The organism is Gordonia rhizosphera NBRC 16068 (assembly GCF_000298195.1).
GTDB lineage: Bacteria > Actinomycetota > Actinomycetes > Mycobacteriales > Mycobacteriaceae > Gordonia > Gordonia rhizosphera.
The window spans coordinates 26,135-52,579 of the sequence record NZ_BAHC01000120.1 but is presented as its reverse complement, the minus strand read 5'-3'; the positions used below and the strand labels follow the sequence as shown (position 1 = coordinate 52,579).

The following is a 26,445-nucleotide window of genomic DNA, read 5'->3' as shown; positions in this document are numbered from 1 at the left end:
GTCGACGGGCCGGGAGCCACGTAGCGTGAGACACATGGCCATCGGCAGCACCCGGAATCTCCCCGACCACACGGCATCCGGCGAGTTCACGCGTCATCTCATCCGGTACGGCGGCACCCTGGCGCCCGAACTGATCGCGCGAGCGGAGGGAAGCTGTGTGTTCACCTCCGAGGGGCGGCGCATCCTGGATTTCACCTCCGGGCAGATGTCTGCGATCCTGGGGCACTCCCATCCGGATATCGTCGCGACGGTGCGCCGCCAGATCGCGACGCTCGATCACCTCTTCAGTGGCATGTTGTCGGAGCCGGTGTTGGATCTCGCGGCACGACTCGCCGATTCGCTCCCGGCACCGCTCGATAAGGTCATGCTGCTGACGACCGGCGCCGAATCCAACGAGGCGGCGATCCGGCTCGCCAAACTGGTCACCGGCAAACATGAGATCGTCTCGTTCTCGCGGTCGTGGCACGGGATGACACACGCCGCGGCCGCGGCGACCTACAGCGCCGGCCGCGGCGGCTACGGGCCGGTGGCGGCCGGAAACCTGGTGCTGCCGACGCCGAATCCGTTCCGGCCCGACTTCACCGCCGCCGATGGTTCGCTGGACTGGCAACGGCAGCTCGACTTCGGCTTCGACCTCGTCGACGCCGCGTCGGTGGGTTCGCTCGCGGCCGTGATCGTCGAACCGATCCTCTCCTCCGGTGGTGTGATCGAACCTCCCGCCGGATACTTCGCGGCACTGCGACGTAAATGCGACGAGCGCGGGATGCTGCTGATCGTGGACGAGGCACAGACCGGTCTGTGCCGAACGGGCACCTGGTACGCCTTCGAACGCGACGGCATCGTGCCCGACATCCTCACGCTGTCCAAAACCCTCGGTGCCGGGCTGCCGTTGGCGGCCACGATCACGTCAGAGGCGATCGAGGCGGTCGCGCACGAACGCGGATTCCTGTTCTTCACCACCCATGTGTCCGATCCCCTCGTCGCGGCGGTCGGCAATACCGTCCTCGACGTGCTGATCCGCGACGCGCTCGACGCCCGGGCGGCGACAGCGGGCACGGTACTGCGCGAGGGACTCGGCGAGATCGCCCGACGTCACCCGGTGGTCGCCGATGTCCGCGGGCGTGGTCTGCTGCAGGGGATCGAACTCGCCGACGAATCCGGTAGCGGCGAGCGCACCGACGCGCTCGGAGCCGCCATCACCGCACGCTGCTTCGACCTCGGCCTCCACATGAACGTCGTCCAACTCCCGGGAATGGGCGGTATTTTCCGGATCGCTCCCCCGCTGACCATCTCCGACGACGACCTCCGTCTGGGCCTGGAGATCCTCGGGGAGGCCATCGCCGACTGTGTGCGGGCGGTGTGACCGTCATGCGATCCACCTACCGGAGCCAGATCGCCGATCTCTCAGTGGTTTTCGACAGCCCGGCCGAGACCGTCTTCGACTACCTCGTCGACCCCGAGATGCGGCCGGAATGGCAAGCGAGCCTGCGGCGGATCGACGACTTCATGCCGGCCGGCCGGCGTCCCGGCGGTACCGGCACGACGTGGACCGACGTCACGGTCGTGCCATGCCTGGCACCACGGATGGAGGTCACCCACGACGAGCCCCACCGGCGGTGGACGGAGATAGGCGGGTGGTGGTTTGTCGATGCGAGCCTCACCCTTCAGGTCACCTCCCGCGACGACGGGCGCACCCGGGTCGACGTGCGGGCGTTCCTGACGGTACCGATCGCCCTGGCGCCGGGTATCCCGATCCTGCGGCGGCTGACACCGCGCGCGCTACGCGACGATCTCGAGCGCGCCGCGCGCATCCTCGACTCGGACGAGCACGGTCGCTGAACACCCGGCCACCGGAGGGCCGCGGTCAGACCGCCTCGTAGCGGATCCGGATGGGCCGCATCACCGTCGACTCGGCGGCTCCGTCGGGATCGAGGACCGTCGCGGTGGCCGTCAGCTGTCCCGGTGCGGCGCAGCGTCCGGTGAGGTGCAGCAGGGTCGCGACGTCGCCGACGTAGACGGGTCGAATGAACCGGGTGTCGCATCCGGTGATGCGTGCGCCGTTGCGGCGCGTCCATTCGTCGGCATGACGCAGGATGAGGGCGAGGATGAGGATCCCGTGGGCGACCGGATCGGCGAGTCCCGCCTCATGCGCCGCGTTCGGGTCGATGTGGATCGTGTTGCGGTCACCGGACGCCTGCGCGTACCGCTTGACGCGGTCGCGGGAGATCTCCTCTACGACATCCCAGATCAGTTGTGCCGGTTCGGAAACGCGAACCTCGGTCTCGGCGGATGGCATCGTTTACTCCCCGGGGTTTCGGAAGATCAACGTCGATGTGGTGACCGCGATTGGACTGTCCTCGCCGTCGGCAAGGATGTCACTGCGCAGCTGCAGCTGGGTGGCCCCGGCTCGATGATGGATCGTCTCCACCGTCAGCAGGCCGCGCAGCACGTCACCGGTGCGCGGATCGCGCCGGATCCGGAGCGACTCCGCGGTATGCATGACACCGTCGTGCGGGAGGACGTCGGCGTCCATGGCGACGCGGACCAGCAGGGTCGCGACCCGGGCGATGACGGGGATCGTGAAGGCGTCGCTCGTCGCCCCGAGAACCGCCCCGAACGCACCGACGAGGTCGCCGTCAACCACAACCGGGTCGGAGGCGGTGAAGGTCATGCCCTCCACCAGGTCTTTTGCCATGACTTACGTTAGCGAATCCGCGGCACCGTCGCCTGTCATTCGGCTGGACGCTTATCGCCTCGTCGGCTCACTGCCGCGGCCGCCACGACCGACCACCCCAAGTTCCCCGAGCGCTCGCACCGGGACAGCCGTGAGCGCGCGGCTCACACGGACGTCGACAGCGGCTTCACGGCCCGGCGGCGCATGTCGATCGGCAGCCCATCGGCCGGCTGGGGTCCGGTACCGTAGGTGAGCTGGAGGTGATAGTCCTCCGGTACCGACCACTCGAACCTCAGCAGCAGCTGATGCATGATCGACTTCACCTCCATGCCACCGAAATAGAGGCCGATGCACTTGTGGGCGCCGCCGCCGAAAGGCGCCCACGCGAACCGGTGCACCTTGTCCTCGCGACGCTCCGGCGAGAACCGCTCCGGATCCCAGACCTCCGGGTTCGGCCACCACTCGGGGCGGTGCATCGTGGCCCAGGGATGCAGCACCACCTCGGTGCCCTTCGGGATGTAGTACCCCATGACCTCGGTGTCCTTCACCGTGCGCCGGAATAGCATTCCGACCGGCGAGTTGTAGCGCAGCGTCTCCTTGAACGCGAGGTCGAGGCTCGGCAGTGCGTCGAGGTCGTCGTAGTCGAGGGTCTGTTTCCCGAGCGCGAGTGACTCCACACGCAGTCGCTCCTGCCATTGCGGATACCGGCCCAGGAAGTGCGTCATCATCGACAACGCGATGGTGCTGGTGTCGTGGGCGGCCATCATCGCGAAGATCATGTGGTTGACGATGTCCTCGTCGCTGAACATCAACCCGTCCTCGCTCTCGCTGCGGCACAGGACGCTGAACAGGTCGTCGCCGTCGCCGGCCCGACGGGCCGGGATCTCGGACCGGAAGTAGTCCTGCAGTAGTTCCCGACCGCGCAGGCCCCGTGACCAGGTCCCGAACCCGACATCGGCCCGGATGAGGCCCTGCCCGCCACGGACCGCGGCCTCGAAGGCCTCCTCGAGTCGGTCGGCCTCCGCACCGAGCGTGACACCGACAAACACCTCGCTGGCGAGCTTCAGCAGCATGTCCTTGGTCTGGGTGTACATCGGAAAGCCCTCTCCGACTTTCCATTCCGACAGGGTCCGGCTGATGAGCGGGGTCATGAGGTCGAGGTAAGCGAGCAGCCGCGGACGCATGAATGCCTGCTGCAGGATGCGGCGATGCTGCATGTGTTCTTCGAAATCGAGCAGCATGACCCCGCGGTGGAAGAACGGGCCGATGATCGGCTCCCACCCCTTCTCGCTGGAGAATGCCTTGTCCCGGTTCATCCACGCGGTCTCGAGCGCCTCGGGACCGATGAGCGTCACGATCGGCATCCCCACCGAGCCGGACCAGAAGACCGGGCCGAAGCGTACATACCGATCCATCGCCATCTTCAGTGAGCCGCGGTCGGCGAGGGACTCCAGTCCGTGGCCGAGGTACGGCAAGCCCTGATCCCCCATCACCGGTTTCAGCCCAGACCCGGCTGGAGGTTCGGCCAGCGGTCGTACCTTCGACGGATATGCGCTCGACGCTGCGCCCAGCACCTTCTGGAAGGTCTTCGTCGCGCTCTGCCTCAGCGCCTCGGTCTGCATCTGCATTGGTGCACTCCCCACATCCGGATCTCCACTGCCCCGAGACCGATCGGCATCGTTGGAACGAATGATGAATCTTGTCTCATTGGCGAGTGTACGTCGCCGCGCCGCGAGAAGACCAGTAATCCGACCGCGGATTTCGATGGAACTGTCGCGGCACGGCGTACATCTAACCGACGAACAGATCCGGACATCGAGGAGGCCCGATGACCCTGCCGGCGATGACCTTGCCGTTCGACGTCCCGACGCACCCGGAGCCGACGGCACCGGTGCACGGGAACACCGAGGATGTCGAGAGGGTGATCGGCGGTCTCGTCGGCGCGGCGTCAGTCGTGGCGGATCAGCAGGATTTTCTGACCGGCACGGCGACCTCGGCGATCGGCGAGCACGGCGCCATCTGGTCGGGTGGGGCGGCGGCGGCCTACCTCACTGCCACCGCCGGGGTCATCGCGCGTGACGCCACCGCCCGCCTCGGGTTGGTGAAGGCCGCGCGGGCTTTCGCCGCCTACGCCGATCGGCTGGCCGGGCTGCAGAGTTCGCAGCGCGAACTGTCGGACCGGCGTGTCGGACTCGATCGGGCGGTCACCGATCTCGAACGGGAAATGGCCGACCTCGCGCCGGGCGCGCTGCCGGACGGCCGACTCGCGACGTGGCGCGACCGAGCCGACGAACTGGCGGCGCTGGTCGCCGAGTACACGGCCGACAACCTGCGGCTGCGGAAAGCGGCCGCGGCCAACGAGAATGCGCTCGTCACCGCGCTGGACCGCTACGGCGGTGTCGATCGCACCGGGGAGTCGCCGCCACGGTCAGGCGACGCGGTGGCCACACCGGTGCGCACCGGGCCCGCCACGATCGGCCCGCACCACGGCGGCGAGGACCAGCAGGAGCGCTCCCCCGCCGAACGTGCCCGCTGGTGGGCGGGCCTGACGGCCTCACAACAGTCGGCGATGATGCGGGACTTTCCCGAACGGCTCGGCAACGGACCGGGGTTGCCCGCCCGGGTCCGCGACGACGCGAACCGGCGGGTATTGCGCCGGGATCTCGCCGAGTCGCGGGCGATCCTGGACTCCACCGGCGAGCCCGCCCTGCGGCGAGCGGCCATGCAGCGATGGCGAAACGCGACGTCGGTGCAGGATGCCCTGCACCGCGCGACGCGGGACGCGCCCGGTGTCACCGTGCAGCTCTACGGCTATGACCCCGCGGCCTTCGGCGGGGACGGCAAGAGCGTCATCGCGATCGGCGATCTCGACCGGGCCCGGCACGTGGCCTGGAACGTGCCCGGCATGACCACCGACATCTCCGGGAGCGCCGACGCCGCGGGGACCGCGGCAACGTTGTTCCGGGCGGCCGACGGCGCGCATCGCGACCTGGCCGCCGTGGCCTGGATCGGCTATGACGCTCCCAGCGGCGCCGACCTGGGAGCGGTCACCGCTGCGGGAGCCGCCCGCGACGGCGGCGCATACCTCGCCGACGACCTCGAGGGCTTCGCGGCGGCGCGCGCGGCATCCGGGACCGGCCAGGGCACCGGGGAGAGCGATCATCTCGACCTGCACGTGATCGGGCACAGCTATGGCGCGACGACCCTCGGGTGGGCCGGTGACAGCGGCCGTCTGGCCGAGGAGGTGGACTCGGTGACACTGCTCGGCGCGCCGGGGGCCGGCGGCGCCGCGAGTGCCGCCGAGTTCGGTATCGGGCCCGAGCACGTCTATGTCGGTGCGGCATCGGATGACCCGGTCGCCAAACTCGGTGGTCTCGACGGGCGTCCGTGGACCGGTGTCGGCGGGCTGGGTGCCGATCCGGCGGCGACCCATTTCGGCGGCGAACGGTTCCGTGCCGAGTTCGGCTCGTCCGGGCCGTTCGGTTCGCACACCGCCTACTTCAAGCCCGGTACGGAGTCCCTCGACAATCTCGCGAAGATCGTCGTCGGGCGGGGCGACGAGATCACCCACGAGAACCGCAAGAGCGCTTTCGACGTGCTCACGGGCCTGGACCCGGCCCGTCGGCGCGACGACTGACAGGTCGCACCACCGACGGCCCGAGACCCAACTGCTTCCCGAGACCCCTGTGTCCCGAGATCACTGGTTCCGAGACCACGGCCGACCCGACGAGGAGCCTGCACATGGACATCGACCCGCCGGTGGTGCGACGCATCGCCCAGGGTTGGCGGCAGACCGCCGAAGATCTCGATGCCGCGAGCCGACGCGCCGCCGACCACAGCGGGGACTGGGCGCCGGCGGTGTCGGCCGCTGTCGCCGACTTCGCGGTGGCCTGGGGCACCGATCTCGCACGTCTGGCCCGCCGTGCCGAGGCGATGGCCGAGGCGGCTGCCGGCGCCGCGGCAGTGTACGCGGCCACCGACGATGATTTGGGGGTTGTCCCCGAACTCGCCCGGCATCCGGACGCCGATGATGGCACCGACTCCAGGCATGGACAGGTCGATCGGCGTCCGGATGCCGTCTGACCCCGCCCTCGACGCCGCACCGAGAGCATCCTCGCGGCATCGCCTCATGCGACGCAGAATAGCTGTCGTAGCCCCACGGTATGGTGACTGTCTGAGCCGGTCCGATCGTGGTTAAAACCCTTGCAGCACAGTCGATATAGCTCATCCAAGGCCTTGTGTTCGAACAGGTGTTCGACTACGATGGGGTCATGCCGATCGACACCCTGCTCCCCACCGTCCGTGACCTGACCATCACCTCCGACGCCACCGGCCGTGAGGTGTTCGACACCACCAAGCTCCTGATGGGCCTGCGGAATGTGGTCGACCATCAACTCGCCGTGCACGCCGGGGCGCTGGACCGGTTGGGGGTGGCCCGTCAGACCGGCGGCAAAACCCGGGCGTTGTTGATCGAGATGGGTGCCGCACCCACGGTGGCGGATCGGTGGCTACGGATCGCCGCCGCGTTGACCACCCTGGAACGGGTCGCCGCCTACAGCGGGGACGGGGTTTTCTCTGGTGAACACGTCGACGCCCTGGTCCGCGGCATGAGGCACATCGAGAAGCGGTCGCCGGAACCGTTGAGCGAGGTGTCACGCATCGAGCACCAGCTCACCCTGCTCGCCCAGGCGTTTGCCGGGGCCACCCCGCGCGAGGTGCTCGACACCGCCCGCAAGCTCGGCAACCAGATCGCCGACGAGCAGGGTGGTGTGCCGGCCGGTGAGGACCGGACGATCAACGAGTGGTCCACCACGCCCACCGATGACGGCCGGTTGGAGGTACAGGCGAACCTGGACATCGTGATCGGGGAGAAACTGGTGTCGGCGATCGAGTCCCTGTCCGGTAAACGTCCCGAACCCGACGGGTCCGAGGATGCCCGCAGCGCGGGGCAGCGCCGCGCGGATGCGTTGGAGATGATCCTCGACGCGGCCGCCCACGCCGCCAACTCGGGGGTCACCGATCTGGTGGCGGCCCCGAAAACGCACCTCAATCTGACCGTCCCGGCCGACACCCCCGATGCCGCCGCCCTGCAGTGGCTGGGCCCGATCTCGCAGACCCTGGCGAAAACGCTGTCCTGTGACGCGACGGTGACCGCGATCATCGTCGACGGCGAGAAGGTGCCGTTGGACATGGGACACCCGCAGCGCCTGTTCACCCACCATCAACGCAGGGCGTTGATCGTCCGCGACCAGTGCTGTGTCAAATGCGGTGCGGCAGCAGGATATACACAGTGCCACCACATCCACCATTGGGCTGACGGGGGTCCCACCGACCTGGACAACGGCTGCCTACTCTGCACCTCGTGTCACGCCCAAATCCATGCCTCCGGCTGGGACATCATCATGGGCGCCGACCGGCATCCCTGGCTACTGCCACCCGTCGAGCAGGACCCGAACCGCACCCCGATACCCGCCTACAACCGGCGAACGATGCACCTCGACGGCGTCGCCGCCTGACCGAGCGGGCCTGACCCAACGCCCGACCCCGAACACGACCGAGCACGAAAGAACGACCGACCGGCAGGCCGGACTGGCCGAGAAGCCCGGACCAGCAGCACAGCAAGCACCGTCGAGCAGCACGACCGGACCAACCCAGACCACCCGGGAACTTCCCGGACGCACGTTCCTTGAGAACTCCATAGTGTGAAACAGCAGCGCACCCCGTGTGCCCGCCGGGATCGGACCCGGCGGGCACACCGGGTGGCGGGCGCTCTACACGTCAGAACTGACCCGGTTCACCCGACGTAGGCCGAAAGATGCTTGCCCGTCAGGGTTTCGGCGGCGACGAGATCGGTGGGCGTGCCCTCGAAGACGATCGTCCCGCCGTCGTGGCCGGCACCCGGGCCCAGGTCGATGATCCAGTCCGCGTGGGCCATCACGGCCTGATGATGTTCGATGACGATCACCGACTTGCCCGAATCGACGAGCCGGTCCAGCAATTCGAGCAATTGGTCGACGTCGGCGAGATGCAGGCCGGTCGTCGGCTCGTCGAGGATGTAGACCTCGCCCTTCTCCCCCATCTGCGCGGCCAGCTTGAGCCGCTGCCGTTCACCGCCGGACAGGGTGGTGAGGGGCTGGCCGATGGTCAGATAGCCGAGGCCGACATCGCGCAGTCGGAGCAGAATCTTGTGTGCCGCAGGGATCTTCGCGTCGCCGTCGGCGAAGAACCGCTCGGCGCCGGCCACCGACATGCCGAGTACCTCGCTGATGTCGCGGCCGCCGAAGGTGTAGTCGAGCACGTCGGCCTGGAACCGCTTGCCGTCGCACACCTCGCACACCGTCGCCACGCCGGCCATGATCGCGAGATCCGAGTAGACGACGCCGGCACCTTTGCAGTTGGGGCACGCACCCTCGGAATTGGCGCTGAACAGCGCCGGCTTCACCCCATTGGCCTTCGCGAATGCCTTGCGGATGGGATCGAGCAGCCCGGTGTAGGTTGCGGGATTGCTACGCCGCGAACCCCTGATCGCGGTCTGGTCGATCACCACGACGCCGTCGCCTCCGGCGAGGGAGCCGTGGATCAGTGAACTCTTTCCGGAGCCGGCCACACCGGTCACCACGGTCAGCACTCCGAGCGGGACGTCGACGTCGACGTCGCGCAGGTTGTGCATGTCGGCCCCGCGCACCTCGAGCGCCCCGGTGGCGTCGCGTACCGAGTCCTTCAACCGGGCACGGTCGCCGAGATGACGGCCGGTGACGGTGGCGCTGTCGCGCAGTCCGTCGACGGTGCCCTCGAAGCAGACCGACCCGCCGTCGGCGCCGGCGCCGGGCCCGAGGTCGACCACGTGATCGGCGATGGCGATCATCTCGGGTTTGTGCTCCACCACGAGAACGGTGTTGCCCTTGTCGCGCAGCCGCCGCAGCAGCGCGTTCATCCGCTCGATGTCGTGCGGGTGCAGACCGGCACTCGGTTCGTCGAACACGTACGTCACGTCGGTCAGCGACGACCCGAGATGACGAATCATCTTGGTGCGCTGGGCCTCACCACCCGACAGCGTCCCGGACGGACGGTCCAGGCTCAGATAGCCCAGGCCGATCTCGACGAAGGAGTCCAAAGTGCCCCGCAGCGACTCCAGCAGCGGTCCCACCGACGGATCGGTGAGCTCGCCGACCCAGTCGGCGAGATCGCTGATCTGCATGGCACACGCATCGGCGATGCTGATGCCTTTGACCTTCGACGATCGGGCGCCCTCGCTGAGGCGGGTGCCGTCGCACTCGGGACAGGTGGTGAAGGTGATCGCGCGATCCACGAACGCCCGGATATGCGGCTGCATCGCCTCGCGGTCCTTGGCCAGCATCGACTTCTGGATCTTCGGGATCACGCCTTCGTAGGTCAGGTTGATGCCCTCGACCTTGATCTTGGTGGGCTCCTTGTAGAGCAGGTCGTCGAGCTGACGCTTGGTGAACTTGCGGATCGGGCGGTCCATGTCGAAGAAACCGCTGCCGGAGAAGATGCGCCCGTACCAGCCGTCCATGCTGTAGCCGGGGATGGTCAGCGCACCCTCGTTCAACGACTTGCTGTCGTCGTAGAGAGCGGTGAGATCGAAGTCGGTGACCGAGCCACGACCCTCGCACCGCGGACACATCCCGCCGGTGATGGAAAAGCTGCGCCGTTCCTTCACGGTGCGTCCGCCCTTCTCCAGGGTGACCGCGCCGGCGCCGCTGACCGAGGCGACGTTGAACGAGAAGGCCTGCGGCGAACCGATGTGCGGCTCACCGAGTCGGCTGAAGAGGATCCGCAACATCGCGTTCGCGTCGGTGGCGGTGCCCACCGTCGAGCGTGGGTCGGCCCCCATCCGCTCCTGGTCGACGATGATCGCCGTCGTCAGACCCTCGAGCACGTCGACGTCGGGACGGGCCAGCGTCGGCATGAAGCCCTGCACGAACGTGCTGTAGGTCTCGTTGATCATGCGCTGGGATTCGGCGGCGATCGTACTGAAGACCAGTGAACTCTTCCCGGATCCGGAAATCCCGGTGAACAGGGTCAGCCGTCGTTTGGGGATCTCGAGACTCACGTCCTTGAGATTGTTCTCGCGGGCACCGTGCACGCGGATCAGGTCGTGACTGTCGGCGATGTGGACGTCAGGCGACGTGTTCGTCGTCCTCGTGGCCGTGCTCATCGTGTCTCCATCTGTTCTTGTCGCCCCATCGGTTCGGATCGATCCCGTGCCGTGTCGGCGGTGTCGGCGCCTCCGATACAACCAGATCGGTCCGGTCGGGCGGAGCCGTCGAGGTGATCGGGCTCGTCGCGCCGATGATGACGTGTCCCTCGCGGAATCTGCACATCGCCACGCCGACGGTTCAGCTCGCCTGGTTGATGCGCAGCAGGTTCCCGGTGGGATCGCGGAAGGCGCAATCACGAACCCCGTAGGGCTGATCCATGGGTTCCTGCAGCACCTCGGCGCCGTTGGCCACGAGTCGCTCGAACAGGGCGTCGAGGTCGTCGGTGGCCAGCGTGATCGCCCCATAGCTGCCCTTGGCGATCAGTTCGAGGATGGTCGTGCGCTCCTCGTCGGTGATGCCGGGTTCGGCGGCGGGCGGGTGCAGCACGATCGAGGTCTCGGGTTGGTTGGGTGGGCCCACCGTGATCCACCGCATCCCCTCGTAGCCGACGTCGTTGCGGACCTCGAATCCGAGGGTGTCGCGATAGAACGCGAGGGCGGCGTCCGGATCGGTCTGTGGCAGGAAGGCGTAGTGAATGGTGATGTTCATGTCGTTCACGCTATTCCGGCCGGATGCGGGGTGCTTCTCGATTCCTGATCGGTCTGCTCACCTGCTTGACGACGCAGGGTGGGATGCCCGACAGTGCGTCGGTTGCGCGGTCACGGTAGGCACTCGGCGAGCACCCCACGAGTTCGCTGAAGCGGGTGCTGAACGTGCCCAGTGACGAGCAGCCGACCTCGAAGCAGATCTCGGTCACGCTCAGGTCGCCCCGGCGCAGCAGGATCATCGCTCGCTCGATGCGTCGGGTCATCAGGTAGCTGTAGGGGGATTCGCCGTACACCCGGCGGAACTCGCGGCTCAGATGTCCGGCCGACATGTGGGCGCCGCGGGCCAGCGCCTCGACATTGAGCGGCCGCGCATACTCCCGATCGATCCGGTCACGCACGCGGCGCAGCCGCACCAGGTCGGCGAGGCGCTGCTCAGTGGAGGCTGTCGCGGTCACGTCTGTGATCGTCCCACCTTCGGGCGCACCTGCCCAGTGTCGTCACCGGCCAGGCCGTGCCCTTGGCTCCCGTCATGCGTCCGGCACCGGTGCGCCCATCGACGTCACGGCATCGGCGTATCCCTCATGGGCGGTTGGTTGGTGGGGCGGCTGTGCTCCCGCACCAGCACACTGAGCACCCGGCGTGTCTTCGTGTCCTCCACACTCGGCTGCAGGCGGTGACCGCGGAAGAATGACTCGAGCCTGGACCGCTCATCGTCGGCCCTCAATTCGAAGGCCTCGATCGACTCGCCGGGCGATGCACGGATCTGCGCCGAGATCTCCAGCAGGTCCAGCCCGTCGACCGTCCAGCGTTCCAGATCGACGGTATGACCTGCGAGCGGGATTCCCGACCAGGTCGTGGATACGATCGGCCCGAGTGGCACCAGGTGATCGATGGGCACCCCGCCGGGAGTGCAGGTGACGAGGAACTGGCGCTGCGCGGGGTCGAGAACCTGGGCGGGATCGGTCCCCGACTGCATCGCCCGCGCCAACGAGCCGGGGGGTCGGCGGCTGACCGCGGAGGCCGCCAGCACATGCTGTGAGCCACTCCAGTCGGACTCCACGCGGTAGGAGAAATCGCGGTCGTCGAACGGCCGGCGCCAGCGCGGCGCCAGACCTTCAAGGCTGCACGGTCGGAGTTTGACGGTCAGGTCGTCGCGGTCACCGCTGCGCAACCGGATGATCAGATGCCCCGACAGCAACGGCAGCGCACGCTCGGCGGCCGCGGTGCGCGCCTCGGCGAACCAGATGCTGCGCCGCCTGCCCTCCTCGGGCGGGCACTCGAGGACCGAGAGCGCACGCGGTACCTCGGCGTCAATGTTGATCTTGATCTCGATCGGTGGGAGCACGGCTTCATCGTCGCCGTCCGGTCGGCCTGCGGACGCGAGTACGTCCCTACCCCAGTTCACCGTTCGCGATCGACTCCGCACCTGCGGACCCGTCGGGGCGCCCGCGCATCGGTTCCCGACAGTCGAGTAGTCGACTACTCATGTGGGCGGCGTCATACGCGCCCATACTGGACCGGCAGCGAGAATCCAGGAGCACCGTGTGGGAAACCACGCGCGAGCGGAGGTTACGATGCCCGGCCCAATACATCCCATGTCGTCGTCCCCATCGACACCCGCTCCGAAACGCGACAGGCGCGGACTGACCAGCCGGTTCCTCGCGTCTGCCGCGGAGCGGATCGACCGCGCGATCGGCTGGCCGACGCTGGGAACCCCGCTCGGGCTGGCGGTCCTCGTCGGTCTGCGGAGCCAGCTGCGCGCGTTCAACCTCGTCGACACCGGTGCGCACCCCGGCCCGCCGCTGCAACCCGGTGACACCGCCAACCATCGGGAGAGATCGATCGACGGCCGCTTCAACGATGTCGTCGAGCCGAGTATGGGGTCCTACGGGAGTCGGTTCGGGCGCAACGTGCCGCTGGCGAACACCTATCCGGAGCCCCCCGGCTGGGTGGTGGACGGTCCCAATCCGCGGTTGATCAGTACCCGACTCCTAGACCGCAAGCAGTTCCAGCCCGCCACCACGCTGAATCTGCTGGCAGCCGCATGGATTCAGTTCGAGGTGCACGACTGGTTCAATCACGGCGTCGACCGCAAGGTCGATCCGTGGGTGATCGAGCGCCCTGACGACGATCCCATTCCCTCCCCGGATCCGATCACCATCCCGCGGACCACTGCCATCACCGGCGACGATCCCGACGCGCCGCCCGCCTACGCGGCCACCGCCTCGTTCTGGTGGGACGGATCGCAGATCTACGGTGACTGCGCGAAATACGCCGATGCGATCCGAACCTGGGATCGCGGGCAGATCGAACTCGACCATCTCGGGCTGCCGCCCATCCACACCGAACCGCTCCAGGATCCGGAAGGGAGTTTCGCCAACTTCTGGGTGGGCCTGGCACTGCTACACTCGCTGTTCCTGCGCGAACACAACGCGATCTGTCGGCGGCTCGCCGCCGCCTACCCGGATCTGACCGATCAGCAGCTCTACGACCGGGCCCGGCTGGTCAACTGTGCGCTGATGGCCAAGATCCACACGGTCGACTGGACACCGGCGATCATCGCCCATCCGACCACCGTCACGGCGATGCGTGGCCAATGGTTCGGGCTCCTCGGCGAGCGGATATCCCGACGCCGCGGCCGGGTCATCGACAATGAGGTGCTCTGCGGAATCCCCGGGTCGCCGACCGATTTCCACGATGTGCGCTTCTCGCTGACCGAGGAGTTCGTCGCCGTCTACCGGATGCATCCGCTGATCCCCGACACCGTCAGATTCCGGTCGCAGACCGACGACGCGGGCGGCGTGGAACATCCGGTCGAGGATCTGATGGCCGCCCAGGTACGTGATCGCCTGGGCGAGTCGTCGATGGCCGACCTGCTCTACTCGTTCGGCCGCGCTCACCCGGGAGCCCTGACCCTGCACAACTTCCCGCGGGCGCTGCAGCACCTCGAGCGCAAGGACAGCGAGCCCATCGACCTGGCGACGATCGATCTGCTGCGGATCCGGGAGCGCGGTGTTCCCCGTTACAACGAGTTCCGAGAGCTGTTGCGGCTCAAACGTGTCACCGATTTCGACGAGCTGACCGACAACGAGGAGTGGGCGGCCGAGCTCAGGAGAATCTACGGTCACATCGACCGCGTCGATCTGATGATCGGTCTGCTCGCGGAGAAGAAACCACCCGGATTCGGCTTCAGTGACACGGCTTTCCGCATCTTCATCGTGATGGCGTCGCGGCGGTTGTCCGCCGACCGATTCTTCACCTCCGACTTTCGGCCCGAGGTCTACACCGAGGTCGGTATGGCTTGGGTGCGGGACAATTCGATGCGTTCGGTGTTGCTGCGCCACTTCCCCACCCTTGCACCGGCCCTCGAGGGTGTGCGCAATCCGTTCGCGCCCTGGAACTGTCCGACCCAGCACCGTTCGACCCAGCACCGTTCGACCCAGCACCGTTCGACCCAGCACCGTTCGACCCAGCACCGTTCGACCCAGCACCGTTCGACCCAGCACCGTTCGACCCAGCACCGTTCGACATAGCGCCTGTCCGTCCCAGCACCGTCCGACCCAGCAACCCCCGAAACAGGAAGAGGCACATCGACGATGACCGATGGGCAGACCCGGACATATGTGAGGTTCCGCGAAGGCATCGAGGAGCGGTGCCGTTGCGAGAAGAAGGACATCGACCGGATCGTCCGCGTACTGCGCGGCAACAACGAACGTTCCTACCGGCGTTACAAGCGCGGACTGCGGGACGCGCACGCCAAGGGACACGGGATCCTGCGCGGCACACTCGAGGTCAAGGCCGATCTCCCTCCCGAACTCGCGCAGGGGATGTTCGCCGCGCCCAAGACCTATGACATCATCGCGCGGCTCTCGAGCACCGCCGGCGCGATCCGCAGCGATCAGCTGCGTGGCGTGCGCGGACTCGGCATCAAGGTCCTCGGTGTCGAGGGTGAGCGCGCACTTCCCGACGACACCGCCACCACCCAGGACTTCATCATGGTCACGCACCGGGAGTTCCTGTTCGCCGACGCCCACGCCTATGCCCGCGCCGGGATGCTCACCGCATGGGCGCTGGCCCGACTGTCCGATCCGGTCTATCGGGTGGGGACCGAGATCCTGTCCCGGCTCAACGGCGCACTCGAGCATTGCGGCAAGAGTCTGCCCGAGACGCTGCTGGTGTTCGTCGCGCCGAACACCCACATACTCGGTGACCTCTTCTACACCTCGGCGCCCCTGCGCTACGGCGACTACATCGCCAAGATGGCCTACGTGCCATCGTCGCCGGAGGTCGCCGCGCTCACCGAGACATCGATGGACGCCAACACCGACGTCAACGCGTGCGCGCTGATGGTCAGCGACTTCTTCTCCTGCCATAGCGCCGAATACGAGCTGCAGGTGCAGTTGTGCACCAACCTCGAGCGGATGCCGATCGAGGACGCCTCGGTGGCATGGCCGGAGTCCGAATCCCCGCACCGCGCCGTTGCGACGATCCATTTCCCGGAGCAGGACCCCTACACCCCGCAACGTCGCGCCTTCGGCGATGACGTGCTGTCGTTCAACTCCTGGCGGGGCCTGGACGCCCATCGCCCGCTGGGATCCATCAACCGCCTCAAGCAGAAGGTCTACGAGGCCTCCAGCGACTTCCGGCATCGGGTGAACAACGCGCCCAGGCTCGAACCGTCCGACGTGTCGCAGCTTCCGCCATGACCACCGTTACCGCGCCGACCGGAACCGGCGACCATTACCCTGGCCACATGGGTGGTCGTTGGCAGCTGCTCGGCCGACCCACCGAGCATCAGGCGATCCGTTCCGCGCTGACCAGCACGGACGGCAGTGGAGTCGTGCTCGTTGGGGCGGCGGGCGTGGGCAAGACGACGATGGCCCGCACCGTGACCGCCGATCTGTCCGCCACCGTGCATTGGGCGGCATGCACCGAGTCGTCGCGGGCGATCCCCCTCGGAGCGTTCGCCCCGTGGGTCTCGCAGACCTCCTCGCGCGATCCCATCGCCGCACTTACCTCGGCGCGGCAAACGCTGGTGGCACAGCCCGATACGGTGATCGGCGTCGATGACGCGCATGCGCTCGACCCGCTGTCGGCGACGCTGCTGCATCAGATCGCGGTCGAACGCGCGGCGCGGGTCATCGCGACCGTACGCACTGGCGAGCAGGTTCCGGACGCGGTGACGTCGCTGTGGAAGGACGGATACCTCGCCCGGATCGAGTTGCACCCGTTCAGCAAGGCGGAGTGCATACGACTCGTGGAACTGGTCCTCGGCGGCACGCTGGAGGGTCTGAGCGCAGATGTCATGTGGGACTCCTCCGGTGGGAATCCGCTCTTCCTGCGCAACATGGTCGAAGGGGCGGTCGACGCCGGGACACTGTCCGAGATCAACGGTGTCTGGCAACTTCGCGGTCCGACCGCGGTGCCGTCCGGTCTCGTGGCGCTGCTCGACGACCGCATCGACCGCGCCGGTGCGGGCGTCGTGGACGCACTCAAGCTACTGGCGCTCTGCGAGCCGTTGGACATCGACACGCTGATCGCGCTCGCCGGCGAGGAGGCCGTGGACGTCGCCGAGGTCCGCGGACTGATCCGGGTGACACGCGACGGCGCCGTGGTCAATGTGCGATTCAGTCATCCGCTCTACGGGGACGTGGTGCGCAGGCGGGTCGGCACCGCCGCCGGACGCACGCTGCGGGCACGCATCGTCGAGGTGCTGCGCGACCAGCCGATGACAAGTCCGGCCGACCGCATCCGGTTGGCCAAACTGTGTGTCGACGGTGACCAGGACCTCGACCCGGGTCTGTTGATCTCGGCCGCGAAAGACGCTGTGGCGCTGACCAACCTGCCATTGGGAGAACGGCTGGCGCGTGCCGCGTACGAACGCGGCGGCGGGTTGCCGGCGGCAGAGCTGCTGTCGAGGGCGCTGTTGTGGCAGGGCCGACCCGAGGAGGCCGACGACGCCCTCGCCGACTTCGACCCCGACGACCTCGACGAGCTGCAACTCGTGCAGTGGGGCGTCCCGCGGATGAGCCGGCTGTTCTGGACGATCGGCGACATCGAGCGCAGCCATCGACTTCTGGACCTGATGCTCGACCGGGTCACCTACCCGCCGATCCGGCTCGTCGTCGAAGCGGCCGCCAGCGCGATGGCGGTTCACGAAAATCGGATCGACGAGGGTATCGCTGCCGCGGAGAAGGTACTCGCCGACCCGGAATCGCCCAGCCAGGCAACCGACTTCGCGGCCTTCGCCGCTGGGCTGGCGATGCCCGTGGCCGGTCGCGGATACGATTTCGCGGCGATCGCGGACCGTTGTCGCGCGGAGCACAAGGCCACCGACGGGATGCTGAAGGTGATGGTGCGTTACGGCGACGTGCTCGCGTTGACCACCACCGGGCAGCTCGACCTGGCCGACCAGCGTGTCGCGGAGTACGCCGAGTACTCCACCTCAGGTCAGTTCGTCGGCTGGGCCATCGAGAAGATCATGGCAGGCCTCGTCGCGACGTACCGTGGGAAGTTCCGCGAAGCGATCGGCACCATCGAACAGGCGCTCGCGGCACTCAACGCCGAGACGTCCCTTCCCTGGAAGCTGCCACCCCGGCTGATCGTCGCGCGGGCATACGCCGCTCTCGGCGACGTTGCCGCCGCCGAGAAGGTGCTCGCCGACGCCGCCGAGCACACGGGACCGCACGAGGCGATCCATGAACCGCAGCTGGTCATCGCCCGCGCCTGGCTGGCCGCGGCGGGCGGCAGCAACCGCAGCGCCGTCGAACTCTGTCATCGGGCGGCCGACCTCGCTCACGACTCCTGCCAGTTCGCCGTCGAGGCCGAGGCTCTGCACCACGCGGCACGTTTCGGCGACCGCACCGTTGCGGCCCGGCTGGCGGAGTTGGTGCCGCACACCCAAGGTCCGCTCGCCGGGCTGTACGCCCGGCACGCGGCTGCGGTCGCCAACGCGGATGCGACCGAACTCGACGATGTCGGCACGGCGTTCGAGGAGATCGGCCTGACGCTCTCGGCGGCGGACGCGGCCGCGCAGGCGGTGCCCCTGCACGAACGGGCAAATCGTCGTCGGCAGAGCGCGGAATCCAGCGCACGCGCGCTGCGCCTGTCGACGAAGTGTGACGGTGCGACCACGGCCGCGATCCGATCCGCCGCCAAACCGTTGCCGGTCACCGCTCGCGAACGCGAGATCATCGCGCTCGTCGCGCAAGGGCTGACCAACCGCGAGATCGCCGATCGTCTCACGGTGTCGGTGCGGACCGTCGAAGGCCATATCTATCGTGCGTGCATCAAACTCGACGTCGCCGACCGAGACGCCCTCGCCCGTGTGGTGTGGCAGGGCGAGGAGCGCTGATCCGACTCCCGTCACGCGCGAGAGCGCCTACCACGGGGATCGGGCCACCGCGCGTATCCGCCGGTCGCCGACTCAGTAGATCCTCAGGACCGTGGACTCAGAATTGAGGCGGTGCCACCACCCACCTATTGCGGCGCCTCGATCGGAAAGGTCGCGATCATGAATTGCCGAGGTCGGAAGCCTCGATGACACACCTCGAAGATGGCCTGGCCCATCGCCCGTTTACGGCTGCGGCGGCAGCCCTGCTGGCTGCGGTCCTGATCGTCTCCGGATGCTCGGAAACGGAGTCGCCGGCCACTCCGACCACTGTGGCGGCGACACCGGTGGCGACCCGTCTGCAGCGACACGGTGTGGTTCCGATCCCTCTCGCGTATCCGACAGCAGATAGTGCCGATCCGCGGCAGAACTTCGGTGACCTCTACCTACCGACCCCACCCGGCGGCCGGGCCGTCCCTCTCATCGTCCTCTACCACGGCGGCGGATGGCGTTACGGCGCAGGAGGACTGAGCGGTATGGATCCGCTGGCGCAGGTGCTGGTCGCTCACGGGCTCGCCGTCTTCAACGTCGAGTACCGCCGTCTCGGTTCCGGCGGCGGCTGGCCCACGACCCTCGCCGACGCCCGCGACGCCGGCGATTTCGCCGCCACCCTGCGTGACCGCTACGCCGTTCTCGCCGGCGGAGAGACGATCGCGGTCGGCCACAGCGCCGGTGGCCAACTTGCGGTGTGGGCGTCCCAACACCAACGGCGACCGCCGCACGCGGTGATCTCGATAGCCGGGCCGTTGGACATGACGTATGCCGCGCTGCACGGCGACAGGTTCGTCAGGCAATTCCTGGGAGGTCTGCCGGCGGCGGTACCCGCACACTATGCGCTGGCCGATCCGAGTGTGAACCCGCATCTCTCGTCACCCGTCATCGTGCTCGCGGGCACCAAGGATCGGGTGGTGCCGATCAGCGTGGCGCGTCACTATGTCGAGGACACCGCGGGGCCCGGGCAGCCCACGATGATCGAAGTTCCCGGCGCCAGCCACACCTCGCTGATCACGCCCGGCAAGATCGGATTCGCCCAGGTGGTGGGCACGATCGAGCGTGTCGCACACGGCATGGCCGTCGGCGCTGTGACGATCAGTCGTCGAGGCTGATCCGGATCGAGACGTTGCCCTGCTCGTCGCGGGTGCTGACGGCGTGACCGGTTCGGGTAGTGCCGTCGAGGAGGAGCGAGATCGGCGCACCGTCGCCGAGGAAGTTGCGCCACCAGCGCTTCTGATCGGGCATCATCGCGTTCACGAGGACGGTGTCACCGTCACGGTGGTACTCGACCGGCAACTCGATATGTCTGCCCGACCGCCGACCCGTGTAGCGCAGAACTGTCATCGAGCGGCCGACCAGGGACCGGACACCGGGCATGCGCAGGGCGGCCATCACCACCTTGTTGGCGGCCGGTGATGGCTTGTGGACTCGACTCATGAGCGTCCTCCCGGGAGTGGACCGGATGGGTGACCGCTGGTGACCCCGACCCTACTCGGTTCGACCACCCATCGGATCACCGTTGCGCCGTCTAACCTCCTGGGTGTGGAGACAGTTGATGCCGTGGTCGTCGGCGCGGGCGTCATCGGCCTGGCGGTGGCCCGGCGCCTGGCCCGCGACGGACGTGAGGTCATGGTGTTCGAATGCGAGGATTCCATTGGCACACAAACGAGTTCGCGCAATTCGGAGGTGATCCACGCCGGGATCTACTATCCGGCGGGTAGCCGGAAAGCGTCCGCCTGCGTCGAGGGACGAGAACTCCTCTACCGGTACTGCGCGGATCACGACGTCGCCCACCGGCGCCTCGGGAAACTCATCGTCGCGACCGACGACGCGCAACTTCCGGATCTCGAGCGCATCGCCGGACGGGCTGCGGCCAACGGGGTCACGGATCTGCGGCCGGTCGATGCGGGCGAACTGCACGAGTTGGAACCGCAGATCCGCGGTGTCGGGGCGCTGTTGTCGCCGTCCACCGGCATCATCGACGCGCATGGTCTGATGCGCGCTCTGCGCCACGACGCCCAGGAGGCCGGGGCGATGATCGTGCTGCACAGCGCGATCACGGCCGGTTCGGTGGGCGGCGACCCACCGCTCGTCGTCGAGGTGGACGGTGCGGACACTCTCGGCTGCCGGATGCTGGTCAACTGTGCGGGTCTCGGCGCCTGGGACGTCGCCGGATCGTTGCGGGGTTTCCCCATCGATGGCGTGCCGCCGCGCCGATTCGCGAAGGGCACCTACTTCTCGCTCGCTCACGGATCGGTGCCGTTTGGGCGGCTCATCTATCCGGTACCGGTCGACGGCGGGCTCGGCGTGCACCTGACCCTCGACCTCGCCGGTCGTGCCCGATTCGGTCCCGATGTGGAGTGGGTCGACGAACTCGACTATCGCGTCGACGCGGATCGGGCCGACGCGTTCGCCGCCGAGATCCGGCGCTATTGGCCGGACCTACCCGACGATGCCCTGCAGCCCGACTATGCCGGGATCCGGCCCAAGCTCAGCGGCCCCGGCGAACCGGCCGCCGATTTCGGCCTGCAGGGGCCGGCGGACCACGGCATTCCCGGGCTGGTCAACATGTTCGGTATCGAGTCGCCGGGCCTCACCTCGTGCCTGGCCCTGGCACGCGATGTCGCCGCTCTGCTGTGACGGCGGGTTCCTCCGCAGGACCTCGGGTCGTCGGGCGGCGTGCAGATGGGGGACGATCGAAGGACCCGGGGGAAGAACCTACGGGCCCGCGAGGAGAACACAGGAGGATCGATGAAACTCGGGCTTCAGCTCGGATACTGGGGTGCTCAGCCGGCGGCCAACCATGCCGAACTGGTGGTGGCGGCCGAATCCTCGGGCTTCGACTCGATCTTCACCGCCGAGGCGTGGGGGTCGGATGCCTACACTCCGCTCGCCTGGTGGGGATCGTCCACGAGCCGGGTCCGTCTGGGCACGTCGGTGCTGCAGCTATCTGCCCGCACACCCACCGCGTGCGCCATGGCGGCGTTGACGCTCGACCATCTGTCCGGTGGCCGTCACATCGTCGGGCTCGGTGTCTCGGGGCCGCAAGTGGTCGAGGGCTGGTACGGCCAGCGTTTCGGCAAGCCGCTGGCGCGGACCCGCGAATACATCGACATCATGCGTCAGGTGTGGGCCCGCGAGGCGCCGGTGACGAGCGCGGGCCCGCACTACCCGCTGCCGCTGCGCGGTGAAGGCACCACGGGTCTGGGCAAGTCCCTCAAGCCGATCACCCATCCGTTGCGTTCGGACATCCCGGTGATGCTCGGTGCCGAGGGGCCCAAGAACGTCGCGCTCGCCGCCGAGATCGCCGACGGCTGGCTCCCGCTGTTCTACACCCCGCGGATGGCCGATACCTACAACGCGTGGCTCGCAGAGGGGTTCGCCCGTCCCGGCGCGCGACGCAGCCGGGAGGACTTCGAGATCTGCGCGACCGCACAGATCGTCATCACCGATGACCGCGCCGCGACGTTCGAGGCCATCAAACCGTTCCTCGCCCTCTACATGGGTGGGATGGGCAGCGAGGACACCAACTTCCACGCCGAGGTCTACCGGCGGATGGGTTACGGCGACGTGGTCGACGAGGTGACCACGTTGTTCCGCAGCGACCGCAAGGACGAGGCTGCCCGCATCATCCCCGATGAGGTGGTGGAGAATTCGGCGATCGTCGGCGACGTCGAGCACGTCCGCGCACAGATCAAGGTCTGGGAGGCGGCCGGGGTGACGACCATGCTGGTGTCACCGGGCAGTGTCGAGGAGGTTGAGCGGCTCGCGACGCTGATCTGACGCGTCGTCGGCGTCATCTCGTCTGTGTGCGCGAGAGCGACTCCAGCCACGCGTGCACGAGCGGGACCACACTGGCCCCTTCCCCGCTCGCCGCGGCCACACGTTTCATCGACCCGCCGCGGATGTCGCCGGCGGCGAACAACCCGGGTTCGCTGGTCGCGAGATTCGGCGGCGGGACGTCGTCCGACCAGCGGTGGCGCGGAACATCCCGGCCGGTGAGCAGGTAGCCCTTGGCGTCGCGTTCGACGTGGGCGGGCAACCAATCACAGTGCGGGGACGCACCGAGGAGCAAGAACAATCCCCCGGCCCGACAACGCTCCTCGGTACCGGTGAGGACCCCGCGCATCAGGAGCCATTCGAGCCGGCCCGCGCCACCGCCGTCGACGACCTCGCACGATCCCCGGACGGTGATCCTTGGGTTGAACGCGATCTCGCCGATCAGATATTGCGACATCGTCGCCGTCAGGTCGGGTCGTCGGACGACGATCGTGACCGAACGGGCATAGCGTGCCAGGTGGATCGCGGCCTGCCCGGCGGAGTTGCCGCCGCCGACGACAAAGACGTCCTGGCCCTCCATCTCCCGTGCCGCGCTCATCGCGGCACCGTAGTAGACGCCGAGGCCGACGAGTTCCTCGAGCGCGGAGACGCCGAGCCGTCGGTAGGCCACGCCGGTGCTGATGAGTACCGAACGGGCACGCACGTCACCGCCCTCTGTGGTGACACGGAACGGCACATCGCCGTCGCCGGTGATCAGCCCGTCGACCGGCCATCCGGTGTAGAACCTGGCCCCGAACCGCACCGCCTGGGTGCGGGCCCGCTGGGCCAGCCGCATACCGGAGATGCCGCGCGGAAACCCCAGATAGTTGCGGATCATCGAACTCGTGCCGGCCTGACCGCCGATCGCCTCGGACTCGAGGACGACCGTGCCGAGTCCCTCAGAGGCCGCGTAGACGGCGGCGGCGAGCCCGGCCGGCCCGGCGCCGACGATCGCGAGGTCGACGGCGGTGTCGACATCGACATCGGACGGCCGCCCGTAGATCAAGATCGCCACATCGCGTGCCGTCGTCGGTGCCATGACCGCGTCGGCGGTGCCGCGCAGTGAATGCACGAGCGGATAGCGCGGTGTTTCGTCGGATGGCGCACGCGTGGTGAACAATTCGGTGGCCGCGCGTCCCTGCGGTGTGTCGGGCGGATAGGTGCGGTACGGCATGCCCATCCGGTCGAGCAGATCCTGGATCGCCATCGTCAGCGGGGTGAGCTCGGGACTGATGATCCGCACCACCTCCACCTCGGGGGCCGCCACCGTCGCGCCCCAGTCGGAGAGGAGTTCGGTGATGGCGTAGTGGAACTCCTCGTCCCGGGGTCCTCGCGGGATCAGCAGGAACGTGTCGAACTTGCCCTTCTGCAGCGCGGGCCGCAGCGCTTCGCTGTCGTCGACGAATCGGCTCCAATGGATACCGACGACCCGGCGGGCGGTGGGCACGATGGTGCGGAAGGTGGCCAGCGCCTCCAGCAGATTCATGTCCGGCAACTCGGATTCGGCCACGATCAGCGCAACCGGATGGCCCTCGCTGCGCAGCCGGCCCAGCAGCGCGATCGCCTCGATCGCCGAACGCGCGCAGGTGATGTCGTAGTCGCGCCGGTAGCGCTCGAACTCCGATGTCAGGAGATCGGCGTTCGCGGCGGACACCACGACGATGGCCGGGACCGCGGTGGGTGAGGTCATGGATTCCAGTCTGTCACCCGGGCGGGTGCACACGCTCAGATCGCGCGTGGAGCCGCCTCGATCACCAGGGTCCTGGTCGCGAGCGCCTCGTCATGGACGGTGAACACACGCGTCCCGGGTTTGCGGCCCACCCGGATCTCGCTGGTCCCGACGCCGAGAGCCGACAGGCGACGATGGGTCGCCTGGACGTCGGCCGATCGCCACGCGACTCCCCACAGCGCGCATCGATTCGGCTCGCCCGGCGACGGCCCGGCCCCGGCGATCACCTCGACTACGAGATCGGTTGCACGGAAGAACAATTGGCGCGCATCGTCGGCGACCTCACGCTCCAGACGGAAATCGAGGTCGAGGGTGGCGCCGAAGAGGGCGAGCGCGTGGTCGCGGCCGGGTGCGGTGAACACCAGATGGTCGATCCCTGTGATGTCGGTAGCGCTGGTCGCCATGGGCTCAGCGGCGCGGACGACGCCGACCGGTTCTTCGGGTGCCAGCCCGCGCCGGCCGAGCAGCCGCCGCGCCGCGTCGGGATCGTCGACACCGAAATACACGCGGTGATCGACGGTGCCCGGATGCGCGCGGACTGCACCGTTTGAGACGTCGATTCGCGCCGCCGGCGGTACGTCGAGCAACCGGCCGTAGGCGATGTGGGTGAGGTCGGGGTCACCGCACGCGAGATCAAGCAGCGCGCCGCGCGGACCCAGGCGACTCATCGTTGCGGCCTACTCGTGATGTGCCAGGCCCCACACGCACATTCGTAACACCGCAGCCCCACCGACGGGCCGGTGCGCAGCTTGATCCGAGCGATCCCCTCGCGGGCGAGCGACTCGGCCGCGAACGCCTCCTTATCCGGTGTCGGACACGGTTCGGCGTTGGGCCGGGCCCGACGGCGTCGCCGACGACGCACCGGCTGTGCGGCCGTGCGCGCCTCGATCTCGCGGTAAAAGGCGTCGAGATCATCGTCGGAGAACGGCACGCGCCCAGTCTAATGTCGTGCCCGACCGGTCCGGGGCCTACGACTCGGCAGCGGCGCCCTTGCGTCGCGCGATCTTGTAGGCGTTGCCACCGGCCTCCCGCTTCTTCATGGCCGCCATCACCGCGTGCTGGCGTCGGGCATAATAGGCGAGCGGGAAGTAGGTGAGCCGCTCGGGCAGGACCCGGTACATACCGCGGATGACCGTGTGGATCCGTTCGAGTTCCCGCTGCTCCTTGTCCGACCAGGACAGGCCGAGGATCTCGCGGACGCGCGGGTCCATCACCCCCACCGTGGTCAGATAATTGACCTTCTGGGCGGGCACCGCGGCGAGTTTGGCGACCGCGTTCGTGAACCGCACCAGGTCCTTCGGGACCACGCGGTCGAATCGCGGTGATGACTGCATCTGGGCGACCAGCGCCAGAGCGGTCGGGTGGGCGACGAGTTTGTTCTCGATCATGTCGTCGAAGTACCGGTCGAATTCCTCGATCGTCTCCGGATACCCCTTCATCGGGACCTGCACGATCTTCGCGACCCGCCGGTTGTCGCGGAAGACCTCCTGCTTCTCCTGCTCGGTGAATTCTCGTCCGAGGATGAGCGGTGCCGCCCGGCACGCGGTCGGGAACGCGGTGGCGATGACCCACTGGTAGGCCTCCGGATTCAGCGCACTGATGTGGCGCCCCTCCGCGTTACGCATCTGCAGCGGCTGATGCATGCGCCGCAGGCGTTTGCCCTCCTCGATGGCCTCGGTGCCGCCGTAGACCCACCGCAGGACCGAATCGACCGAGCGGATGGCCCGGCCGAGCGGATCGGTCCGGAACACCGAGTACTCACCCACGATGTCACCGATCACCGGGTGCATCACCTGCATGACGAACGCCGCGCCGTTGACCGGCAGGAAGGTGTAGCGCCCGGTGAGTTCCGCGGTCAGCGAGTCGGCCGGGATCAGCTCGATCTCGTCGTCGGCATGCGAGATCACCGCGACATCGGCCGCCGTTTGCGCCGCATCGGATCCGGTCTCCGCCGCATCGGATACCGGGTCTGCGGTCCCGGGCGTCGACTGGGTGACTGTCATGGAACACCTCCGCAATTCTGAGCACTGTTGTAGTCAGATTAGCGGTCGACTCGTCGTACGTCGAGG

General features: G+C 67.9%; 23 protein-coding genes. 11 read left to right on the top strand and 12 right to left on the bottom strand.

The features are described from left to right. Positions 1 to 34: 34 nt before the first annotated feature. The gene (locus GORHZ_RS14510) at positions 35 to 1,363 is read left to right on the top strand and encodes an aspartate aminotransferase family protein (RefSeq protein ID WP_006334217.1); all 1,329 of its coding nucleotides are present in this window, start codon (positions 35 to 37) and stop codon (positions 1,361 to 1,363) included. A gap of 5 nt (positions 1,364 to 1,368) precedes the next feature. Continuing rightward, positions 1,369 to 1,839: an SRPBCC family protein gene (locus GORHZ_RS14505; RefSeq protein WP_006334216.1), complete on the top strand. Its 471-nt coding sequence runs from the start codon at positions 1,369 to 1,371 to the stop codon at positions 1,837 to 1,839. Between the two features lie 25 nt (positions 1,840 to 1,864). Here the strand turns inward: GORHZ_RS14505 and GORHZ_RS14500 are convergent, their stop codons facing one another. The 3 genes from GORHZ_RS14500 to GORHZ_RS14490 all read right to left on the bottom strand — a co-directional run bounded on the left by GORHZ_RS14500 (position 1,865) and on the right by GORHZ_RS14490 (position 4,302). Continuing rightward, a complete protein-coding gene (locus GORHZ_RS14500) occupies positions 1,865 to 2,296 on the bottom strand; it encodes a MaoC family dehydratase (protein WP_006334208.1) in 432 nt (143 codons plus the stop codon). Between the two features lie 3 nt (positions 2,297 to 2,299). Beyond that, entirely contained in the window at positions 2,300 to 2,695 is a 396-nt protein-coding gene (locus GORHZ_RS14495; RefSeq protein ID WP_006334207.1) for a hypothetical protein, read from the bottom strand. 143 nt (positions 2,696 to 2,838) lie between these two features. Further along, the gene (locus GORHZ_RS14490; RefSeq protein WP_006334206.1) at positions 2,839 to 4,302 is read right to left on the bottom strand and encodes a cytochrome P450; all 1,464 of its coding nucleotides are present in this window, start codon (positions 4,300 to 4,302) and stop codon (positions 2,839 to 2,841) included. Between the two features lie 200 nt (positions 4,303 to 4,502). On the opposite strand from GORHZ_RS14490, the gene GORHZ_RS29525 reads away from it, so the two are divergent. The 3 genes from GORHZ_RS29525 (at position 4,503) to GORHZ_RS14475 (ending at position 8,190) form a co-directional block, all read left to right on the top strand. Next, the gene (locus tag GORHZ_RS29525) at positions 4,503 to 6,311 is read left to right on the top strand and encodes an alpha/beta hydrolase (protein WP_006334205.1); all 1,809 of its coding nucleotides are present in this window, start codon (positions 4,503 to 4,505) and stop codon (positions 6,309 to 6,311) included. Between the two features lie 104 nt (positions 6,312 to 6,415). Continuing rightward, positions 6,416 to 6,757, top strand: coding sequence for a type VII secretion target (locus tag GORHZ_RS14480; protein WP_040532020.1), 342 nt, complete (start codon positions 6,416 to 6,418; stop codon positions 6,755 to 6,757). 188 nt (positions 6,758 to 6,945) lie between these two features. After that, positions 6,946 to 8,190 carry an HNH endonuclease signature motif containing protein gene (locus GORHZ_RS14475; RefSeq protein ID WP_051998907.1) on the top strand — a complete coding sequence of 415 codons (1,245 nt, stop codon included), beginning with the start codon at positions 6,946 to 6,948 and terminating at the stop codon, positions 8,188 to 8,190. 278 nt (positions 8,191 to 8,468) lie between these two features. Here the strand turns inward: GORHZ_RS14475 and GORHZ_RS14470 are convergent, their stop codons facing one another. From GORHZ_RS14470 to GORHZ_RS14450, 4 genes are all read right to left on the bottom strand, one after another. After that, a complete protein-coding gene (locus GORHZ_RS14470) occupies positions 8,469 to 10,853 on the bottom strand; it encodes an ATP-binding cassette domain-containing protein (protein ID WP_040532017.1) in 2,385 nt (794 codons plus the stop codon). 181 nt (positions 10,854 to 11,034) lie between these two features. Continuing rightward, positions 11,035 to 11,445 (bottom strand): VOC family protein, encoded by a 411-nt coding sequence (locus tag GORHZ_RS14460; RefSeq protein ID WP_040532044.1) that lies wholly within the window; start codon positions 11,443 to 11,445, stop codon positions 11,035 to 11,037. A gap of 10 nt (positions 11,446 to 11,455) precedes the next feature. Then, positions 11,456 to 11,899, bottom strand: a complete 444-nt coding sequence (locus GORHZ_RS14455) for a helix-turn-helix transcriptional regulator (protein ID WP_006334195.1) — start codon at positions 11,897 to 11,899, stop codon at positions 11,456 to 11,458. Positions 11,900 to 12,003: 104 nt separating this feature from the next. Next, positions 12,004 to 12,789, bottom strand: coding sequence for a hypothetical protein (locus tag GORHZ_RS14450; RefSeq protein WP_006334193.1), 786 nt, complete (start codon positions 12,787 to 12,789; stop codon positions 12,004 to 12,006). 250 nt (positions 12,790 to 13,039) lie between these two features. On the opposite strand from GORHZ_RS14450, the gene GORHZ_RS14445 reads away from it, so the two are divergent. The 4 genes from GORHZ_RS14445 to GORHZ_RS14430 all read left to right on the top strand — a co-directional run bounded on the left by GORHZ_RS14445 (position 13,040) and on the right by GORHZ_RS14430 (position 19,940). After that, a complete protein-coding gene (locus GORHZ_RS14445; RefSeq protein ID WP_157205190.1) occupies positions 13,040 to 14,977 on the top strand; it encodes a peroxidase family protein in 1,938 nt (645 codons plus the stop codon). Between the two features lie 63 nt (positions 14,978 to 15,040). Further along, positions 15,041 to 16,150 (top strand): catalase family protein, encoded by a 1,110-nt coding sequence (locus tag GORHZ_RS14440; RefSeq protein ID WP_006334191.1) that lies wholly within the window; start codon positions 15,041 to 15,043, stop codon positions 16,148 to 16,150. Between the two features lie 47 nt (positions 16,151 to 16,197). Beyond that, positions 16,198 to 18,798: a LuxR C-terminal-related transcriptional regulator gene (locus GORHZ_RS14435; RefSeq protein ID WP_040532040.1), complete on the top strand. Its 2,601-nt coding sequence runs from the start codon at positions 16,198 to 16,200 to the stop codon at positions 18,796 to 18,798. Positions 18,799 to 18,983: 185 nt separating this feature from the next. Further along, entirely contained in the window at positions 18,984 to 19,940 is a 957-nt protein-coding gene (locus tag GORHZ_RS14430; RefSeq protein ID WP_006334187.1) for an alpha/beta hydrolase family protein, read from the top strand. Here the strand turns inward: GORHZ_RS14430 and GORHZ_RS14425 are convergent. Continuing rightward, complete coding sequence (locus GORHZ_RS14425) at positions 19,924 to 20,265, bottom strand: nitroreductase/quinone reductase family protein (protein WP_006334185.1); 342 nt, start codon at positions 20,263 to 20,265, stop codon at positions 19,924 to 19,926. The genes GORHZ_RS14430 and GORHZ_RS14425 overlap by 17 nt on opposite strands. Before the next feature lie 105 nt (positions 20,266 to 20,370). Here GORHZ_RS14425 and GORHZ_RS14420 point away from each other — a divergent pair, with 105 nt between their 5' ends. Together GORHZ_RS14420 and GORHZ_RS14415 are read left to right on the top strand one after the other, a co-directional pair. Next, on the top strand, positions 20,371 to 21,468 hold the full coding sequence (locus GORHZ_RS14420; RefSeq protein WP_040532035.1) for an NAD(P)/FAD-dependent oxidoreductase: 1,098 nt from the start codon (positions 20,371 to 20,373) through the stop codon (positions 21,466 to 21,468). 111 nt (positions 21,469 to 21,579) lie between these two features. After that, on the top strand, positions 21,580 to 22,611 hold the full coding sequence (locus GORHZ_RS14415) for an LLM class F420-dependent oxidoreductase (RefSeq protein ID WP_006334181.1): 1,032 nt from the start codon (positions 21,580 to 21,582) through the stop codon (positions 22,609 to 22,611). A gap of 13 nt (positions 22,612 to 22,624) precedes the next feature. Here GORHZ_RS14415 and GORHZ_RS14410 read toward each other — a convergent pair whose 3' ends face one another. Genes GORHZ_RS14410 through GORHZ_RS14395 form a run of 4 tightly spaced genes read right to left on the bottom strand, consistent with a single transcriptional unit; the run spans position 22,625 to position 26,379 of the window. Then, a complete protein-coding gene (locus GORHZ_RS14410; RefSeq protein WP_006334179.1) occupies positions 22,625 to 24,337 on the bottom strand; it encodes an NAD(P)/FAD-dependent oxidoreductase in 1,713 nt (570 codons plus the stop codon). Positions 24,338 to 24,372: 35 nt separating this feature from the next. Beyond that, the gene (locus tag GORHZ_RS14405) at positions 24,373 to 25,044 is read right to left on the bottom strand and encodes a VOC family protein (RefSeq protein ID WP_006334178.1); all 672 of its coding nucleotides are present in this window, start codon (positions 25,042 to 25,044) and stop codon (positions 24,373 to 24,375) included. Further along, positions 25,041 to 25,307 (bottom strand): hypothetical protein, encoded by a 267-nt coding sequence (locus tag GORHZ_RS14400; protein ID WP_006334177.1) that lies wholly within the window; start codon positions 25,305 to 25,307, stop codon positions 25,041 to 25,043. Before GORHZ_RS14400 ends, GORHZ_RS14405 begins: the two co-directional genes overlap by 4 nt. Positions 25,308 to 25,344: 37 nt before the next feature. Further along, positions 25,345 to 26,379, bottom strand: a complete 1,035-nt coding sequence (locus tag GORHZ_RS14395) for an oxygenase MpaB family protein (protein WP_006334176.1) — start codon at positions 26,377 to 26,379, stop codon at positions 25,345 to 25,347. Between the last annotated feature and the right edge of the window lie 66 nt (positions 26,380 to 26,445).

Bases quoted from the DNA above. Each gene is read 5' to 3' on its own strand.
- GORHZ_RS14510 (WP_006334217.1), top strand. From the start codon at position 35: ATGGCCATCGGCAGCACCCGGAATCTCCCCGACCACACGGCATCCGGC.
- GORHZ_RS14505 (WP_006334216.1), top strand. From the start codon at position 1,369: ATGCGATCCACCTACCGGAGCCAGATCGCCGATCTCTCAGTGGTTTTC.
- GORHZ_RS14500 (WP_006334208.1), bottom strand. From the start codon at position 2,296: ATGCCATCCGCCGAGACCGAGGTTCGCGTTTCCGAACCGGCACAACTG.
- GORHZ_RS14495 (WP_006334207.1), bottom strand. From the start codon at position 2,695: ATGGCAAAAGACCTGGTGGAGGGCATGACCTTCACCGCCTCCGACCCG.
- GORHZ_RS14490 (WP_006334206.1), bottom strand. From the start codon at position 4,302: ATGCAGATGCAGACCGAGGCGCTGAGGCAGAGCGCGACGAAGACCTTC.
- GORHZ_RS29525 (WP_006334205.1), top strand. From the start codon at position 4,503: ATGACCCTGCCGGCGATGACCTTGCCGTTCGACGTCCCGACGCACCCG.
- GORHZ_RS14480 (WP_040532020.1), top strand. From the start codon at position 6,416: ATGGACATCGACCCGCCGGTGGTGCGACGCATCGCCCAGGGTTGGCGG.
- GORHZ_RS14475 (WP_051998907.1), top strand. From the start codon at position 6,946: ATGCCGATCGACACCCTGCTCCCCACCGTCCGTGACCTGACCATCACC.
- GORHZ_RS14470 (WP_040532017.1), bottom strand. From the start codon at position 10,853: ATGAGCACGGCCACGAGGACGACGAACACGTCGCCTGACGTCCACATC.
- GORHZ_RS14460 (WP_040532044.1), bottom strand. From the start codon at position 11,445: ATGAACATCACCATTCACTACGCCTTCCTGCCACAGACCGATCCGGAC.
- GORHZ_RS14445 (WP_157205190.1), top strand. From the start codon at position 13,040: ATGTCGTCGTCCCCATCGACACCCGCTCCGAAACGCGACAGGCGCGGA.
- GORHZ_RS14440 (WP_006334191.1), top strand. From the start codon at position 15,041: ATGACCGATGGGCAGACCCGGACATATGTGAGGTTCCGCGAAGGCATC.
- GORHZ_RS14435 (WP_040532040.1), top strand. From the start codon at position 16,198: ATGGGTGGTCGTTGGCAGCTGCTCGGCCGACCCACCGAGCATCAGGCG.
- GORHZ_RS14430 (WP_006334187.1), top strand. From the start codon at position 18,984: ATGACACACCTCGAAGATGGCCTGGCCCATCGCCCGTTTACGGCTGCG.
- GORHZ_RS14425 (WP_006334185.1), bottom strand. From the start codon at position 20,265: ATGAGTCGAGTCCACAAGCCATCACCGGCCGCCAACAAGGTGGTGATG.
- GORHZ_RS14415 (WP_006334181.1), top strand. From the start codon at position 21,580: ATGAAACTCGGGCTTCAGCTCGGATACTGGGGTGCTCAGCCGGCGGCC.
- GORHZ_RS14410 (WP_006334179.1), bottom strand. From the start codon at position 24,337: ATGACCTCACCCACCGCGGTCCCGGCCATCGTCGTGGTGTCCGCCGCG.
- GORHZ_RS14405 (WP_006334178.1), bottom strand. From the start codon at position 25,044: ATGAGTCGCCTGGGTCCGCGCGGCGCGCTGCTTGATCTCGCGTGCGGT.
- GORHZ_RS14395 (WP_006334176.1), bottom strand. From the start codon at position 26,379: ATGACAGTCACCCAGTCGACGCCCGGGACCGCAGACCCGGTATCCGAT.